The organism is Zobellia roscoffensis, assembly GCF_015330165.1.
Taxonomy (GTDB): domain Bacteria; phylum Bacteroidota; class Bacteroidia; order Flavobacteriales; family Flavobacteriaceae; genus Zobellia; species Zobellia roscoffensis.
Window position 1 is genome coordinate 2,404,709 of record NZ_JADDXT010000002.1, and the last position, 15,709, is coordinate 2,420,417.

Annotated in this window: 13 protein-coding genes and 2 tRNA genes; 11 read left to right on the plus strand and 4 right to left on the minus strand. The window is 37.0% G+C overall.

From position 1 onward, the window contains the following. Positions 1 to 208 precede the first annotated feature (208 nt). Entirely contained in the window at positions 209 to 1,351 is a 1,143-nt protein-coding gene (locus IWC72_RS10045; RefSeq protein WP_194529689.1) for an acyl-CoA dehydrogenase family protein, read from the minus strand. A 275-nt stretch (positions 1,352 to 1,626) separates the two neighbouring features. On the opposite strand from IWC72_RS10045, the gene IWC72_RS10050 reads away from it, so the two are divergent. The 7 genes from IWC72_RS10050 (at position 1,627) to IWC72_RS10080 (ending at position 7,634) form a co-directional block, all read left to right on the plus strand. Beyond that, a complete protein-coding gene (locus IWC72_RS10050; RefSeq protein ID WP_194529690.1) occupies positions 1,627 to 2,859 on the plus strand; it encodes a Glu/Leu/Phe/Val dehydrogenase in 1,233 nt (410 codons plus the stop codon). Positions 2,860 to 2,870: 11 nt separating this feature from the next. Continuing rightward, positions 2,871 to 4,208 carry a sodium:proton antiporter NhaD gene (nhaD, locus tag IWC72_RS10055; RefSeq protein WP_194526075.1) on the plus strand — a complete coding sequence of 446 codons (1,338 nt, stop codon included), beginning with the start codon at positions 2,871 to 2,873 and terminating at the stop codon, positions 4,206 to 4,208. Between the two features lie 51 nt (positions 4,209 to 4,259). Next, the gene (locus IWC72_RS10060) at positions 4,260 to 4,952 is read left to right on the plus strand and encodes a MotA/TolQ/ExbB proton channel family protein (RefSeq protein WP_194526076.1); all 693 of its coding nucleotides are present in this window, start codon (positions 4,260 to 4,262) and stop codon (positions 4,950 to 4,952) included. A 10-nt stretch (positions 4,953 to 4,962) separates the two neighbouring features. After that, positions 4,963 to 5,349 carry an ExbD/TolR family protein gene (locus IWC72_RS10065; protein WP_194526077.1) on the plus strand — a complete coding sequence of 129 codons (387 nt, stop codon included), beginning with the start codon at positions 4,963 to 4,965 and terminating at the stop codon, positions 5,347 to 5,349. Next, positions 5,349 to 6,290: an energy transducer TonB gene (locus tag IWC72_RS10070; RefSeq protein WP_194529691.1), complete on the plus strand. Its 942-nt coding sequence runs from the start codon at positions 5,349 to 5,351 to the stop codon at positions 6,288 to 6,290. The genes IWC72_RS10065 and IWC72_RS10070 overlap by 1 nt, the downstream gene beginning before the upstream one ends. Next, positions 6,287 to 7,498: a bifunctional folylpolyglutamate synthase/dihydrofolate synthase gene (locus IWC72_RS10075; protein WP_194529692.1), complete on the plus strand. Its 1,212-nt coding sequence runs from the start codon at positions 6,287 to 6,289 to the stop codon at positions 7,496 to 7,498. Before IWC72_RS10070 ends, IWC72_RS10075 begins: the two co-directional genes overlap by 4 nt. A gap of 58 nt (positions 7,499 to 7,556) precedes the next feature. Next, positions 7,557 to 7,634, plus strand: a tRNA-Val gene (locus tag IWC72_RS10080). Positions 7,635 to 7,790: 156 nt separating this feature from the next. Here the strand turns inward: IWC72_RS10080 and IWC72_RS10085 are convergent. Further along, positions 7,791 to 9,161, minus strand: a complete 1,371-nt coding sequence (locus IWC72_RS10085; protein ID WP_194529693.1) for a c-type cytochrome domain-containing protein — start codon at positions 9,159 to 9,161, stop codon at positions 7,791 to 7,793. A gap of 426 nt (positions 9,162 to 9,587) precedes the next feature. Here IWC72_RS10085 and IWC72_RS10090 point away from each other — a divergent pair. From IWC72_RS10090 to IWC72_RS10105, 4 genes are all read left to right on the plus strand, one after another. Beyond that, a tRNA-Val gene (locus IWC72_RS10090) sits at positions 9,588 to 9,662 on the plus strand. A 973-nt stretch (positions 9,663 to 10,635) separates the two neighbouring features. Next, the gene (locus IWC72_RS10095) at positions 10,636 to 11,208 is read left to right on the plus strand and encodes an RNA polymerase sigma factor (RefSeq protein WP_226968002.1); all 573 of its coding nucleotides are present in this window, start codon (positions 10,636 to 10,638) and stop codon (positions 11,206 to 11,208) included. 5 nt (positions 11,209 to 11,213) lie between these two features. After that, the gene (locus IWC72_RS10100) at positions 11,214 to 11,399 is read left to right on the plus strand and encodes a hypothetical protein (RefSeq protein ID WP_194529694.1); all 186 of its coding nucleotides are present in this window, start codon (positions 11,214 to 11,216) and stop codon (positions 11,397 to 11,399) included. Positions 11,400 to 11,417: 18 nt separating this feature from the next. Beyond that, positions 11,418 to 12,242: a mechanosensitive ion channel family protein gene (locus IWC72_RS10105; RefSeq protein WP_194526081.1), complete on the plus strand. Its 825-nt coding sequence runs from the start codon at positions 11,418 to 11,420 to the stop codon at positions 12,240 to 12,242. Between the two features lie 50 nt (positions 12,243 to 12,292). On the opposite strand, the gene IWC72_RS10110 is transcribed toward IWC72_RS10105, so the two are convergent. Then, on the minus strand, positions 12,293 to 13,570 hold the full coding sequence (locus tag IWC72_RS10110; protein WP_194529695.1) for a UDP-N-acetylmuramoyl-tripeptide--D-alanyl-D-alanine ligase: 1,278 nt from the start codon (positions 13,568 to 13,570) through the stop codon (positions 12,293 to 12,295). A gap of 70 nt (positions 13,571 to 13,640) precedes the next feature. After that, on the minus strand, positions 13,641 to 15,311 hold the full coding sequence (gene gldJ / locus IWC72_RS10115; protein ID WP_194526083.1) for a gliding motility lipoprotein GldJ: 1,671 nt from the start codon (positions 15,309 to 15,311) through the stop codon (positions 13,641 to 13,643). Positions 15,312 to 15,709 lie beyond the last annotated feature (398 nt).

Below are 15,709 nucleotides of genomic sequence, written 5' to 3' on the forward strand. Positions count from 1 at the left end.
TCAGATATGGTTTTTATGTGAGCTAAAATTATCAGAATGGTAAAATTAGCATATTCAGTAGACCTGTGAAAGGTTTTTTGAGGGGGTATTTGTTATATTTCTTAACTTTTTAATAAGACCCCCTCTGTTTTTGATGGTATTGTTATGTTTGACTCTGGTATATAGGTAGGGTTTGGTAAAAATGAAGGGGTGTCTTGCTATTTTTATTCTAATCTTTTAGAATGCTTCTTGAAATTACAATTTTTTGAATTTCAGAAGTGCCTTCATAAATCTGCGTTATCTTGGCATCTCTCATAAGGCGCTCTACGTGGTAATCCTTAACAAAACCGTTGCCTCCGTGAATTTGTACGGCCTCTATAGTAGTGTCCATAGCAACTTTTGAGGCATAAAGTTTAGCAATAGCCCCAGATAGGTCGTAATTAAGGCCTTGGTCTTTTTGCCATGCAGATTTGTACACTAAGTTTCTTGCAGCTTCGATTTGCACATGCATATCTGCCAATTTAAAAGCTATCGCTTGATGATTAGCTATTTCTGTTCCAAAGGCTTTTCTTTCTTTTGAATATTTAAGGGCAAGTTCATAAGCACCTGCAGCAATACCTAAAGCTTGTGCGGCAATACCTATGCGTCCTCCGGCAAGTGTTTTCATAGCGAATTTAAAGCCAAAGCCATCTTCCCCTATTCTATTTTCTTTAGGAATTTTAACATCGTTAAAGTTAAGGGAGTGGGTGTCGCTACCACGGATGCCTAATTTGTTTTCTTTTGGTCCTATTTCAAAGCCGGGCATTCCTTTTTCAACAATAAGAGCATTAATGCCTTTGTGTCCTTTTTCTTTGTCTGTTTGTGCAATTACCAAATATGTGTCAGCTGTTCCGCCATTAGTAATCCAGTTTTTTGTGCCATTCAATATATAATGGTCTCCTTTGTCTATAGCGGTTGTTTTTTGCGAAGTAGCATCACTACCCGCTTCAGGCTCGGAAAGGCAGAATGCACCTATAACCTCTCCCGAAGCTAGGCGGGTTAAGTATTTTTGTTTTTGTTCTTCACTTGCAAAAGCTTCCAGGCCCCAACAAACCAATGAATTGTTCACGGAAACTACAACTGATGCTGATGCATCAACTTTTGAGAGTTCTTCCATTGCAATAACATAAGATAGGGTGTCCATACCACTACCATTATACTTGATGTCTGTCATCATTCCTAGAAAACCAAGTTCTCCAAGCTTTTTAATTTGCTCCGCAGGGAATTTTTGAGCGTCGTCCCTTTCGATCACGCCTGGCAGCAGTTCATTTTGTGCAAAATCACGAGCGGCTTGCCTAATCATTAAATGTTCTTCCGATAATGAGAAATCCATAGTTTATTTGTGTTTTTGTTGAGCTTCTACAAATATAAGCTTCTGAAATAAATATGAAGCCTAGCTTTGTTGGCTAATTTTTTTTAAAAATTGATGATTCATTAGCTGTTAAAAACTTTTTATCCCAAGCCAAATTTTTATATTTGTTGAATTCGTTTTTCGAATTGATTTAAACACAAAGTTATGACGCAGCAGTAACGCCGTTTTGGCGTAAAGAAAGAAAGATTTTCAAATGAAAGGAATTAGAGTCATACTATTTTTTAAATCAATTTAAAATGAAAGAGTTACTACAGGCATACGAGAATAAATCACCGGAAATAGTCTTTAATTGGAAAGACAGTGAGACCGAAGCAGAAGGTTGGACGGTCATAAATTCACTGAGAGGAGGAGCAGCAGGTGGCGGAACAAGAATGCGAGAAGGGTTGGATATGAACGAGGTGCTTTCGCTGGCAAAAACAATGGAAGTTAAATTTACGGTTTCCGGGCCACCAATTGGCGGAGCTAAATCGGGTATAAATTTTAACCCAAAGGATCCTAGGAAAAAAGGGGTCCTTGAACGCTGGTACCATGCAGTATCGCCTTTATTAAAAAGTTATTACGGTACAGGTGGGGATCTTAATGTAGACGAAATACACGAGGTTATACCTATTACGGAAGATGCTGGTGTTTGGCATCCGCAAGAAGGAGTTTTTAATGGTCACTTTAGGCCAACCGAAGCAGATAAAATTAATAGAATAGGACAATTGCGCCTTGGGGTGATAAAAGCTTTGGAGAATAGTAATCTGTCTCCGGAAGTATCTAGAAAATATACGGTTGCAGACATGATTACAGGTTACGGCGTTGCCGAAGCCGTAAAACATTATTATGATATTTACGGAGGTAATGTAGTAGGTAAAAGAGCGGTGATCCAGGGGTTTGGCAATGTAGGTAGTGCTGCAGCGTACTATTTGGCGCAAATGGGTGCTAAAATAGTTGGTATTATAGATCGCGCCGGAGGCGTAATCAATGAGGATGGATTTTCGTTTGAAGAAATTAAGACGTTTTTCCTTAATAAGGATGGTAATAATTTGATGGCAGGGGTGGATGAGATGATTCCTTTTGAGGAAATCAATGAACGCATCTGGTCCTTGCAAACAGAAATTTTTGCACCTTGCGCAGCGTCGCGGTTAGTAACCAAAGATCAAATAAGTAGTTTAATTGATGCGGGGTTGGAAGTTATTTCCTGCGGGGCAAATGTGCCTTTTGCGGATAAAGAGATTTTCTTCGGTCCCATAATGGAGTACACAGATGGTAAGGTAAGTTTAATACCTGATTTTATATCTAACTGTGGAATGGCTCGCGTTTTTGCCTACTTTATGGAAAAAAGAGTAGGTATTGATGATAAGCTTATTTTTAATGACACTTCGGAAACCATCCGAAAAGCTATCTTGAACACCTATAAACAAAATCCTTCAAAAGAGAATATCAGCCAAACGGCATTTGAAATTGCATTAAAACAACTAATATAAATAGATTGAGTATGGAGACCATTATTATCATTGTATTCCTCGCAGGTTATCTTGCGATTACCCTTGAACATAACCTTAAAATTGACAAGCTAATTCCGGCTCTTGCCATGATGGCTATTCTTTGGGCTATAATTGCTTTAACCCATATGGATGTCTTTGAGGTTAATACGCAGCTTAGGGAGCTCGAACCCACCCATCTTGATGAAATTCTACTGCATCACTTAGGGAAAACGGCAGAAATTCTAGTCTTTTTGTTAGGGGCGATGACCATTGTAGAAATCATTGATTATTTTGATGGTTTTGCTACTATTAAAGGTTTTATTCGAACTAAAAGTAAACGAAAGCTGTTATGGTTGTTTTCGATATTGGCCTTTATTCTTTCGGCTATAATAGACAATTTAACTGCAACAATCGTATTGATTACCATATTACAAAAGGTAATTAAAGATAGGGAAACACGCTTGTGGTTTGCCGGTATGATAATTATTACCGCCAATGCAGGAGGTGCATGGTCGCCAATTGGTGATGTGACAACAACGATGTTGTGGATCGCAAACAAAGTGTCTGCTTTGCAGTTAGTGGAGCACGTTCTTCTGCCTTCTATAGTTTGTATGGTAGTACCTGTATTAATAGCTAGTAGATTTAAGGCATTTAGTGGTAATCTTGAAAGTGATATGAACACTTTGGAGGAACCAAAGTCTAGATACGGGGCAACAATGTTGTATTTGGGTTTGAGCGCTATTGTGTTTGTGCCTTTCTTTAAAACGGTTACTCATTTACCTCCTTACGTTGGGATGATGCTTTCATTGGCAGTTGTAGCTACGTTTGCCGAAATTTATAGTAATTCAAAATTCAGTATTTCAAATGTAGAAGGTGAAGGCGATGATACAACAGGACACCATAGCCCTGTGCATCATTCACTTTCAAAAATAGAACTACCTAGTATATTATTCTTCTTAGGAATATTATTGGCGGTTGCAGCTTTAGAGTCTTTAGGTATGTTGTTTCATTATGCAGAAAGTTTAAATGAGGCTATTCCTAATACGGACATTGTTGTAATGTTATTTGGTATTGGTTCTGCTGTTATTGACAACGTTCCTTTAGTTGCGGCTAGTTTAGGGATGTTCTCGGAGCCAATGGATAATCCGCTATGGCATTTCATTGCGTATTCAGCTGGTACAGGTGGTAGTATGTTGATTATCGGATCTGCTGCGGGTGTTGTTGCAATGGGAATGGAGAAGATAGATTTCTTCTGGTATTTGAAGAAAATAGCATGGTTGGCATTGGTCGGTTTTGTTTCAGGAGCCGTAACTTTTATTTTATTAAGAGATTTTGTGTTGAACGCATAATTTAATCGATAAAATACCGTTATAGTGGCAACTCTAATACCTAAGAATTCTATGATGTTATTTCAAGATATGGCTCAAGATCCTGCAGCTGCGGATGTTATGTCAGAAGAGAAGACACTTTCCGTTATCGATTTGATATTCAATGGCGGTACAGGTAGTGTGCTCATTATAACGGTACTTTTTATTATGTTGTTCGTTGCACTCTATATTTACTTTGAGCGTATTTTTGCTATTAAGGCGGCCTCAAAGATAGATAGCAACTTTATGAACCAAATTCGGGATCATGTTACCAACGGTAAATTGGAGGCTGCAAAGTTACTTTGTGCGCAGACTGATTCTCCAGTAGCAAGATTAACCGAAAAAGGAGTTTCCCGTATTGGAAAGCCATTGGATGATATCAATACGGCTATTGAAAATGCTGGTACCTTGGAAGTTTATAAATTGGAGAAGAACGTGAGTATTTTGGCAACTGTTGCCGGTGCTGCACCAATGATCGGGTTCTTAGGAACTGTAATTGGTATGATTTTAGCATTCCATGAAATGGCTACAAGTGGAGGTCAGGCCGAAATGGGCTCGTTGGCTTCAGGTATCTATACTGCAATGACTACTACCGTTGCGGGACTTATTGTTGGTATTATAGCGTATATAGGATATAACCACCTTGTGAACAGAACCGATAAAGTGGTTCATAAAATGGAGGCTAATGCCGTAGAGTTTTTAGACTTGTTGAACGAACCTTTGTAATTCACGAAACATGAAATTAAAGGGAAGAAACAAGGTTAGTCCGGATTTTAGCATGTCTTCTATGACAGATATTGTATTTCTGTTGTTGATATTTTTCATGCTTACTGCAAACTCACCCAATGCTTTAGATTTACTATTGCCTAAAGCAAAAGGAAAGTCTACAAATACACAAAACGTATCTGTAAGTATAGATAAGAACTTACAATACTACGTTAACAACGAGAAAATTAACGGAGAATACATAGAAATTGAACTAAAAAAGGCACTAGAAGGACAAGATAAACCCACTATTATTTTAAGGGCAGAAGAGAGCGTTGCCATCAAAGAAGCGGTTAACGTTATGGATATTGCCAATAGAAATAGTTATAAGGTAATCTTGGCTGTGCGACCAGATTAATGTCATTCCTAGACACGAGACACAAAAAAAAATCATTCACACTTACTACTTTTCTGCTAAGTGTGCTTTTGCTTGTATTGTTCTATATAGGCCTTACCTATATGGACCCACCTATCGAAAACGGGATTTCCGTTAATTTCGGTACTACAGACTTTGGTAGTGGTGCGGTACAACCAAAAGATAAAATTCGTTCAGAACCGGTTGAAACCCCACCAGTAGAACCTTCAAAACAAGAAGAAGTTGTTGAAGAGATAGAGGAGGTTGTAGAAGATGCGCCCGAGGAAGTAGTTGTAGAAGAGGCACCTGCAGAAAAGGTGTTGACGCAAGAGAACGAGGAATCCATTAAAATTAAAAAAGCACAAGAAGCTAAAAAGAAAGCTGAAGAAGCGGAGAAGGCTGCCAAGAAAAAAGCGGAAGATGCTCAGAAAAAAGCCAAGGCCAAAGCTGTAAAAAAAGCTCAAGAAAAGAAAGCTGCTGAAGAGAAGGCTCGTAAAGAGCAAGAAGCTAAAAAGAAAAAGCTAGATGCCCTTATTGGTGGTATCAGTAAATCTGATGGTAATGCTTCAGGTAGTGAAGGTGATGATAACAGAGCGGGAGACAAAGGTCAATCAGATGGTGACCCTTATGCAACAAGTTATTACGGTAGCCCTGGTTCTGGAAGCGGAACAGGAGGATATGGACTTAATGGCCGTTCTTTGGTCGGTAAAGGTCAGGTAAAGCAGCAATGTAATGAAGAAGGTAGGGTAGTGGTGAAAATCATAGTAGACCGAAACGGGAACGTTATTAGTGCTACACCAGGTGTTAAGGGGACTACGAATAATAGTCAATGCCTGTTAGATCCAGCAAAGAAAACCGCTTTCAAGCATAAATGGAATCTGGATTCCAATGCGCCAAGTCAGCAAGTAGGGTTTGTGGTAGTCAACTTTAAATTGGGAGAGTGACCTATCAGGAAACTTTGGATTGGATGTTCGGGCAACTTCCAATGTATCAGCAAAAAGGTAAAGTTGCTTTTAATGCCAAACTTAATGGTATTAAACAATTTACTGCCCACCTGCATAATCCAGAAACGAAGTTTAAAAGTATTCACGTTGCTGGGACCAACGGAAAAGGTTCTAGTAGTCATATGTTGGCATCTATTCTTCAAGAAGCCGGTTATAAGGTTGGTTTGTATACTTCCCCTCACTTAAAAGATTTTCGGGAACGTATTCGTATAAATGGCGAATGCGTAGCTGAGAATTTCGTGGTTGAATTTATAGCCAGAAATCAATCTTTTTTTGAAAATAACCATTTGTCCTTTTTTGAAATGACCGTAGGTATGGCCTTTGACTATTTTGCTAAGGAAAAAGTTGATGTTGCCGTGATAGAGGTTGGTTTGGGAGGAAGGTTGGATTCTACTAATATTATTACTCCAGAGGTAAGTCTCATTACCAATATAGGATTTGATCATACGGATATGCTAGGCGATACTTTGCCTAAAATAGCTTTTGAGAAAGCGGGAATTATTAAAGAAAATGTTACTGTAGTGATTAGTGAATTTCAACGAGAGACTGCAGAAACTTTTCAAAATGTAGCTGAGTTAAAAAATGCCAGGCTCATATATGCCGAAAAGGAAATCGATGAGGTTTTTGAAACTTCGCTTTTAGGTGCGTATCAGGAAAAGAATATAAACGGAGTATTAGCTGTTGTAAGACAGCTGAACAATTTTTCCATAACTCATGAGCAAATACGCTTGGGGCTTCTTAATGTCGTCCAAAACACAGGTTTAATGGGTAGGTGGCAGCAACTGCAGGATAGCCCAAAGGTGATTTGTGATACGGCACATAATAAAGAAGGATTATCTATTGTGGTCAATCAGGTGAAGAAACAGAAATTTAAAAAATTATTTTTTGTCCTTGGTTTTGTAAAAGGCAAAGACTTAAATGCCATACTGCCATTGTTCCCGAAGGAAGCGGAATATTATTTTACGTCTCCTCAAATTTCTCGTGGATTAGAGGTTAATGAGTTGGTAGACAGGGCGGAGGAATTTGGTTTAACGGGTAAAAGTTTTTCCACGGTTAAGGCTGCGTATGATGTCGCTTTGGCAGAGGCCGGACCGCAAGATTTTATCTTCGTTGGTGGTAGTACGTTCACTGTTTCAGAAGTAATTTAATTTTTTTTCTTTTTTCTTTTGAGAAGTAAAAAAGAGTCTTATATTTGCACACCTTTTAGGGCAATTAGCTCAGTTGGTTCAGAGCACCTCGTTTACACCGAGGGGGTCGGGGGTTCGAATCCCTCATTGCCCACCAGAATCCTCAAGCATTAAATGTTTGAGGATTTTTTGGTTTTAAAACGAGTTTTTCAAGTAATCTACTCTATGAAAAAAGGATTTAGGCCAATAAAAAAAGTGATATCTAAATAATTTTAGATACCACTTTTTAGTTATAAAACTTATTCTGTCTGCCTTAGCCTTTTCCAATTACAATTTTTAACTTCTCGTTGTTTTCTTGCGTGCTTTTGGCAGTTTGTGGGCTTACGCCTGTTTGCCAAAGATAAACACGTTTAAGGCTACTAATTTTCTCTATATAAGGTAGGCAAGCATCCGTTACTTTGGTGCCGTAAAGATTAAGCGCCTCTAAATGCTCTAATCCGGATAAATGTGCTACTCCCTTATCTGATATTTCTGTTTTCTCTAGTTCCAAACGGGTCAGGTTAGTGAATTGCGAAACGCTAGAAAGCCATTCATCAGAAACATTACTATTGGCAAGGGATAGCCAAGTAACGTATTCTTTTACTTTTTCAAGCTCAGAGAGTTTCTCTTTGGTAAGATCGGAACCTGAGTATTTAATGTCCAATAAGGAATTGTCAGGACCTAAAGTTTTAACTTGAAAACCAGTTTGTATTAATTTTGATAGTTTGGTGCTATCTAATTTTTGAAGTTGTACGGTTTCATACCATGGTTTTGGATTAGTATCAATGCCATATCTCCTTAGTAAAATAGGTTTAATATTTTCGGTAACCTTTAAACTTGCAAGGGAACCTTCAAAAGGGGCGCCTTGCTCGATCCACCACTCTACGGTTTTAATCTCATCATATGTGAGTGCGTTGTTGGTAGGGGGCATGAATTTTATATTCTTAGGCGGAAGTGTAATTCTTTTGAATAATTCGCTTCCTTCCGTATTGCCAGCTGCAATGACGTTCTCGCTCTCGCCACCCATTCTTAAGGAATCAGGGTGGCTCATGTTAAGTCCGCCTCTTTTTATTTCATCACTATGACAACCTATGCATTTGGCCTCAAAAATTGGAGCTACTAAATCAGCATAGACTTTTACAGAGTCCGGTGTTGCAAATTTAGGAAGAGTATCTTTTTCTTCTGCGCCACCCATAAGTTTTTGGATGGGTGCAGGTGCGTATTCTGTTAAATAGGTTTCACCATGCGTTAAATTTCCTCCTTTGTGGCCTTCAATGAAGAGCATAGCTAGGAGAAGTACATTAAAACCATGCTGTAGCTTAACAGGGAAAGCTTTTGGTTTGCTTTTTAAATACCATCCTATAAATGCAACTATTACAAGAGCTACACCAAGCCACCGGTGAGAAAATAGATATTCTTCTTCATATAATCCTGTTTCTCCCAAAAACCAACCTGTAATGGCTGCTCCTGCGGCACTTAGTGCCCCTAGTAACCATGCTATTGGAATTAATTTACTTTTGACTTCGGTTTTTCTAAAGCTCTCATACCATTCCAGTACAATAGCTAGGAAGAGAAAGCCTATTGGAAGGTGTACGAATAGTGGGTGAAAACGCCCTAAAAAAGTTGTGAATTCTAACGCTATCATAATTCTTGGTTCTGGTTTGTTTGTTCCGGTTGAGAATGAATTGATTTAGTATCGTTTTCAAGTAAGTACTTTCTGTATTCAAAATGAATTGTGGCTCACACTTCTTTTAAAATAATTGGGTGACTTTTAATGAAACCGAGTAAATCTAATACGGTTTTTGCAAAATACGTATTTCTGATGTTACCAATAGTGCAACAAATGGTCAATTTAGATAATGTTGAGTTTTTGTGTATTCGAAAAATCCATAAAGTGCAAAATAATAGGTGTTTAGAGAAGCAAGCGAAGAAAGTTTATTTATGATTGATTAACGGTTTTATGAACAGTTAATAAAAATATACAGCCGTTAGATGGCAATTTGATTGCCTTAGAGTCTTAATTTATGTTTTCTTAATCCGAAATTAGTTTTACCTTTACCCCATTATTTTGGGGTCATTAGCTCAGTTGGTTTAGAGCGCTGCCTTGACAGGGCAGAGGTCACTGGTTCGAATCCAGTATGACCCACGGAATTTTCTTCTTATTAGTATTAATCGTTTTTATTCTGACTTCACGAAAAGACGGTTTTTTATAATTTAATACCTGTGTTTCGCTGTAATGTTATTTTTTTAAAGGAATAATTAATAATTTGTGTTTTTTATGTGACTTTTTGACTTAAGTGGTTTCTTACTAGGTGTATAACCTATTAATTACTAAGTGTGTTGAATCCGTTTATCTTGCTTTTAGCGATTAGTTTAATCATCTTCTTGGTGATTGTATTGTTTGTAATACCTTCTACATTGTCTTCTAAGAGACATATTAAAGAAGGTAGAAACTACACAAGGTTACGGAGAGGAATAAAATGGAGAAAAAACGTGAGTGAAGAATCGGAATAATATTGATGTTTTTGAAATGATCTTTTGTTGTGTCTTCATCTGGTTTTGAGGATAGTAATTGTGTTTATGTTTAGGTAGAAGTGACTTTTTGTTAAACACTGTGTCTAATTATATACACTAACTAAATTGCTATATGATGAATGATGTTGTATTTTTTTGTTTTAGCATAAGCATTGCTATTTTTTTATTAGGTATTCTAGTAATGTTACCAGATTTTTTATTTTCACCTAACAGGTTTAAGAGGAAAAAACCGCTAGAAACCAAAGATAAAATTGAAAAAAAGAAAAGAGTAAATGAGGTAGAGAGTACTTACCGGAAAAGGCATGAGAATATTGGTATTTAAAGTGTATTCGGGTAATGAATTGCTCTTGTTTTTGAAGCTTTTTGGGTTATGGAAAAGGTTAATATGATGTTCTTTGAAATATGTGGCATAAGGCTCTGTTTTTGGAGTAACAAGGGGTCTATTAATTACTTTTGTCTTTGTAGGTGATTCCTGATGCTATATTTTTACCTTTGCACGTCGTTGATAAGTCTGTTAAGTTGAACAAAGAGACATTTGTTAATTTATGGCTCAGAATTAAGTAACTAGCAATCCTAATCGAATATTGGAAACAGAAGTACTACCGGAATCAATGTCGGATGAAGAGCTTGTTCGCAAAATAGCGAGGCAGAATGATGCTTTGCTTTTTGCAGTGCTTTACGATAGGTATGCACAAAGGGTGTATAATAAGTGTTATAGTTTTTCCAATTCACAAGCTGAAGCACAAGACCTGACGCAGGATGTTTTTTTAATGCTTTTTGTTAAGCTTTCAAGTTTTAAAGGGAAATCAAAATTCTCTACTTGGGTGTATGCTTTTACTTATAACTTTTGTGTGAACTATGTAAATAGGAATAAGCAAAGGTTAATGAGCGATAAATCTGATTCTATTTCTCAATCAACAAAGCCTATCCCGGTAATGGATGATGATGCGGAGATAGCTAATATGCGTTCAGAAAAATTAAAAAAAGCTTTAAATTTAGTTGATCCTGAGGATAAAAAAATATTGCTTTTAAAATATCAAGACGACATATCGATAAAAGAACTTACTTCAATATTAGATATTGGGGAAAGTGCAGTGAAAATGAGGCTGAAACGAGCAAAGTCAAGAATAGTGGAAGCTTATAACAAAATACCATAACGTCTATGGAAAAGAAAAACCCATTTAAGGAAATGGAAGACTCGCTACATGAGGTTCCTCCCCATTTAAAAAAGAAGGTTATGGATGATATAGCTTCGGCTAAACTTGTTATGGACATGGCAAACTTGTTCACATGCAATTATAAGTCTGCAATAGAAGATATGTTCAAAACCAATCCCGACATTATTTAATACATAACACCCAAGAAAATGGATAAAGTTTCAGAGTGGAAAAATTTAACCTTTAATACCTTAAGTTCTATTGTAACAGATATAGCTTCAGCTTTGCCTAATATCTTAGGGGCTATAGTAATTTTGTTAATAGGGTGGGCTATAAGTAAAATAGTGCGTTTTATTTTGAAAAAGGTCTTCAAGATTGCGCAGTTAAGTAAGGTTTCGGATAAAATAAATGAAGCAAAGCTGTTTGGAGATAGCAATGTAAAAATTGATATAGAAAAGGTCTTACTTCAATTTGTGAAGTATATTCTTTTGCTTGTTTTTATTATTGTGGCAGCAGATATTGTAGAGCTGACTATCATCTCACAGGAGATTGCCAATCTATTACGTTATTTGCCGATTTTGCTAAGTGCAATGGTCATTTTTATGATCGGACTGTACGCTGCTAAACTTATTAAATCTGCATTAAAGGGTGTTTTTGACTCTATGGGTTTTGGCGGTGGAAAGCTGGTTAGTAGTATTGTTTTCTATATTATCGTAATTTTTGTAACTATTACGTCATTGAACCAAGCGGGCATAGATACTTCTATGTTTACGAGTAACTTTACACTTATATTAGGCGCCTTCTTATTGGCCTTTGCTCTAGGATTAGGGCTAGGTTCTAGAAATGTAGTGGAAAGCCTTTTGAAAACCTTTTATGCAAGGAAAAGTTATGCTGCCGGAGATAAGATTAAATTTGCGGATATAGAAGGTACTATAGTAGCTATAGATAGTATTACAGTAACTCTTAATACAAAGGAAGGTAAGTTAATAGTGCCTATAAAGGAGATTGTAGAAAACCGTGTTAAGTTAGAGTAATATTAGATAGTTGAGGTGGTACTTTAGGGAGTGCCACCTTTTTTTCGTTATTAAATGTAATCTAAAATTCGTTCTAAGGCCATACCTCTTGATCCCTTAATTAGAATTAAACTTTTTGGGGGTAACGGGTTGTCCTTTAAGCTTTCTTTGAGATTATTAAATGAACTGTATTTTTTAAGGTTTGTCTCAGTTCGATTAAAATTTTCACCCACTAATACTGTTTCATCAAAGTTTAGTTCACTGGCTAAATTAGCTATGTTGAGATGTTCGGTAGAGGCAATGCTTCCCAGTTCAAACATGTCTCCCAAAAATGCAATTTTATGTTTTCCTTTCATTTGGGAGAAGTTGTTAAGAGCAGCGGTCATGCTTGTAGGATTAGCATTGTAGGCGTCAAGAATAATTTGATGTCCGTTATGGTTAATGATTTGTGAACGGTTGTTCTTAGGGGAGTAGCTTTCTATGGCTGTTTTTATTTTATCCAGAGGGACATTAAAATACTTTCCCATAAGAATGGCAGCTGCACAGTTTGTAAAATTGTAACTGCCTATGAGTTGCGATTCTATAACGTAACCTTCGACAGATGCTTTTACAAACGGATTGGCACCTAAAAATTCTATTTTATAAAACTCTTTTTGATTTGTGCTGAAACCATATTTTTTGATGTAGCTTCCTAGTTTTTGAAATTGAATAGAATCATCAGCGTTCATGAAAACATGTTTGTTGTTATGTATTAAAAAGTCATAAAGCTCACTTTTTCCTTTTATAACACCTTCTTCGCTACCAAAACCTTCAATATGGGCTTTTCCAAAATTGGTAATATATCCAAAATCAGGTTGCGCTAGGCTGCACAAGAATTCAATCTCCTTTTGGTGGTTGGCTCCCATTTCAACAATAGCAATTTCAGTATCCTTTTTTATCGAAAGCAAGGTCAACGGAACACCAATATGGTTATTGAGGTTTCCTTTGGTGGCAATGGTGCGGTATTTTTTGGATAGTACGGTATTAATTAGCTCCTTAGTGGTTGTTTTTCCATTACTCCCGGTTAATCCAATAACTTTTGCGTTCGAGTAATTCCGATGGAAAGATGCTAGTTTTTGAAGGGCCATTAAAACATCATCAACTAAAATATGTTTATCAGATGTCGCGTACTCCTTTTCGTCAATAATAGCATAAGCAGCGCCATTCTTTAATGCCTCGGAAGCATATTTGTTTCCGTTAAAGTTGTCTCCTTTTAAAGCGAAGAAAAGACTGTTCTCCTTTATTTTTCTGGTATCAGTACAGATTTCAGAGAACTCTAAAAAAATACTATGCAGTTGAGCTGTTTTCATAAAGTAAAAGTATAAAAAAAGTCTCGGCATTATGTACCGAGACTTTCTAGAAAAATTATGTTTTAAAAGCTTATCTTACTTTTTTTCCTCTTGGAGTTTTGTTCTTTGTTTTGGACTTAGAACCAACTCTAGACATTGCACATCTAAAGCCAACATAGTCAGTAGCCATGTACTGTGGCATATATCTTCTTTGTGCTGGATCTAACCAATATGCACGGTCTCTCCATGAACCACCTTTGTATACTCTTACCTCGTCATTAATTAAAGTTGATCTGTTGTTAGATTGGTCATAGTTACGCACCAATTTACCTGCAGAATCACGCTCAACACTATGCTTAGGAGAGTTGTACATTTTCTTATTATCATCCTGTTCTTCGTCTTCGTCGCTAAATTGATCAAAGAATCTAGAAGAACCAGCATCACCATCACGGTATCCTCTGTTGTCACTAGAGGAGAAGTTTGTTCTTAAGTATGTTTCTTCTTCATCTACAGGAACCATTTTAATTTCTCCTGGAAGGTTTACAGCAACAATTTTTCCGTTTGGTAAGGTGTCATACATTACTGAATCTCTAAGGATGTTGACTTTGCCGTCTTCACCAATTGCAGTTTTCATGTAAATGTTACCACGGTAGTAGTTAAAATCACTTACTTCATCATCTACTATTGGTCTGTAGACATCAGCTACCCATTCTGCAACGTTACCTGCCATGTCATAAAGACCTAGGTCATTAGGCTTGTATGACATTACTTGAGCAGTAATATCGGCACCATCGTCAGACCATCCTGCAATTCCGCCGTAATCTCCTTTTCCTTGCTTAAAGTTGGCTAATTGATCACCACGACCAACGCGTTGTCCATTTCTAGTGTAATCGCCTTCCCAAGGGTATTTTTTTCTACCTCTGTAATTGTTGTACTCACGGTTACCTTGGTTAGCTTGTGCAGCATATTCCCATTCAGTTTCCGTTGGTAATCTATATTCTGGCATAATTACACCGCTACTTCTTTTAGCAAATGTATTTACACTATCTTTTTTAGCTTTTCCTTGTAAAGAATCTATTTGTCCGTTGTACACAGATTCAGGTCTGTTAAGATAGGCTTCTGTACTAAATGTACCAGCAACTTCGCCTTGTGCTGCTTGGTATTTAGCATCTTTTGCCAAGTATCCTTCTCTTTCTAGCATAACTTCGTTTACACGGTCTGTACGCCATTCAGCAAATTGTGTTGCTTGAACCCAGTTAACACCAACTACTGGGTATTCTGCGTAAGCAGGATGTCTCAAATAGTTGTTGGTCATGGTTTCGTTAAAACCTAAACGGTTTCTCCAAACCAAAGTGTCAGGTAGAGCTCCTTTGTAGATATTCGCATATTGCGGATTTTCTGGAGGATAAACACTTTTTAAATAATCAAGATATTCCAAGTACATTACATTGGTTACCTCGGTTTCATCCATATAGAACGACTGCACGTGTTGTGATGTGGGTGTGTTGTTCCAATCATGCATAACGTCATCTTGGACTTTACCTTTGGTAAATGTACCACCTTCAACAAATACAAGGCCTGGCGCCGTTTCTTGTTCTTTGAAATCCGTATTGTATTGAAAACCACCTTCTTTGGCGTTTATTTTCCAACCTGTGGCTCGCGACACATCTTTGGAAGAGCCAGATTTCTTACAGCTGGTAACTGTAAAACCTCCAGCTAGTACTGCACAAGAAAGTACAACTTTGATAAACTGTTTTTTCATAATTAGGACTTGAGTTCAAATAGCACCACTGCTAAAATGGTAGCGCAGTTGGTTATTTTATTTTGATTAATTTTTAGTGTCACTTTCGGCATATAAAACGATGTTTTGCACATAATATTTTATTTGCCAAAAATTATTTTGTCAAACTGGGGCTTTCGTATTTCTAAATAACCTATGCCGCCTTAAAAGTCATAACGGTACAAATAGATTTATAGTATGGCTACTTGTATTTCTTTTACTTAAAAACACGAGCTAGACCCGATTTTTTTATAGGAGTACGAAATTACAAAAGATGTGCGTACTTTGCGTGGCGTTTTTAATTTGAAGTGAAAATTAAAAAATATTACATTTTTTATGCAAGATATTCCTTAAATGCCCGTTTACATGTAATACATCTA